The sequence below is a fragment of the Vibrio sp. 1580 genome, assembly GCF_033340055.1.
In genome coordinates this window covers 1-572 of sequence record NZ_JAWOVT010000534.1, presented here as the reverse complement: position 1 = coordinate 572, position 572 = coordinate 1, and the positions used below count along the sequence as shown (strand labels likewise).

Annotated in this window: 1 protein-coding gene; it reads left to right on the top strand. The window is 45.1% G+C overall.

Annotated elements, in window-relative coordinates; translation table 11 throughout:
* The coding region (can, locus tag R7093_RS27015; RefSeq protein WP_318147248.1) for a carbonate dehydratase at positions 1–572 on the top strand (572 nt) is incomplete at both ends.

The following is a 572-nucleotide window of genomic DNA, read 5'->3' as shown; positions in this document are numbered from 1 at the left end:
GCTAAGCTCGCCGAAGGCCAAAAGCCTGATTTTCTTTGGATTGGCTGCTCCGATAGTCGAGTACCCGCAGAACGATTAACCGGCCTTTACTCCGGTGAATTATTTGTTCACCGCAATGTTGCAAACCAAGTCATTCACACAGACCTCAATTGCCTTTCCGTTGTTCAATACGCCGTTGATGTACTCAAGGTGAAGCACATTATTGTGTGTGGTCACTACGGTTGCGGCGGTGTTAACGCGGCGATAGATAACCCTCAACTCGGGCTTATCAATAACTGGCTACTGCACATCAGAGATCTTTACTTCAAGCATCGTTCTTACTTAGATCAAATGCCTGTTGAAGATCGTGCCGATAAGCTTGGTGAAATTAACGTTGCAGAACAAGTTTATAACCTAGGCAATTCAACCATCATGCAAAACGCATGGGAGCGCGGGCAAGATGTCGAAATTCATGGTGTCGTATACGGAATTGAAGATGGTCGCCTTGAATATTTAGGTATTCGCTCTAATTCTAAAGAGACCGTTGAAGCATCGTACCAGAAAGCACTGTCGACGATTTTAAACCCTGACAA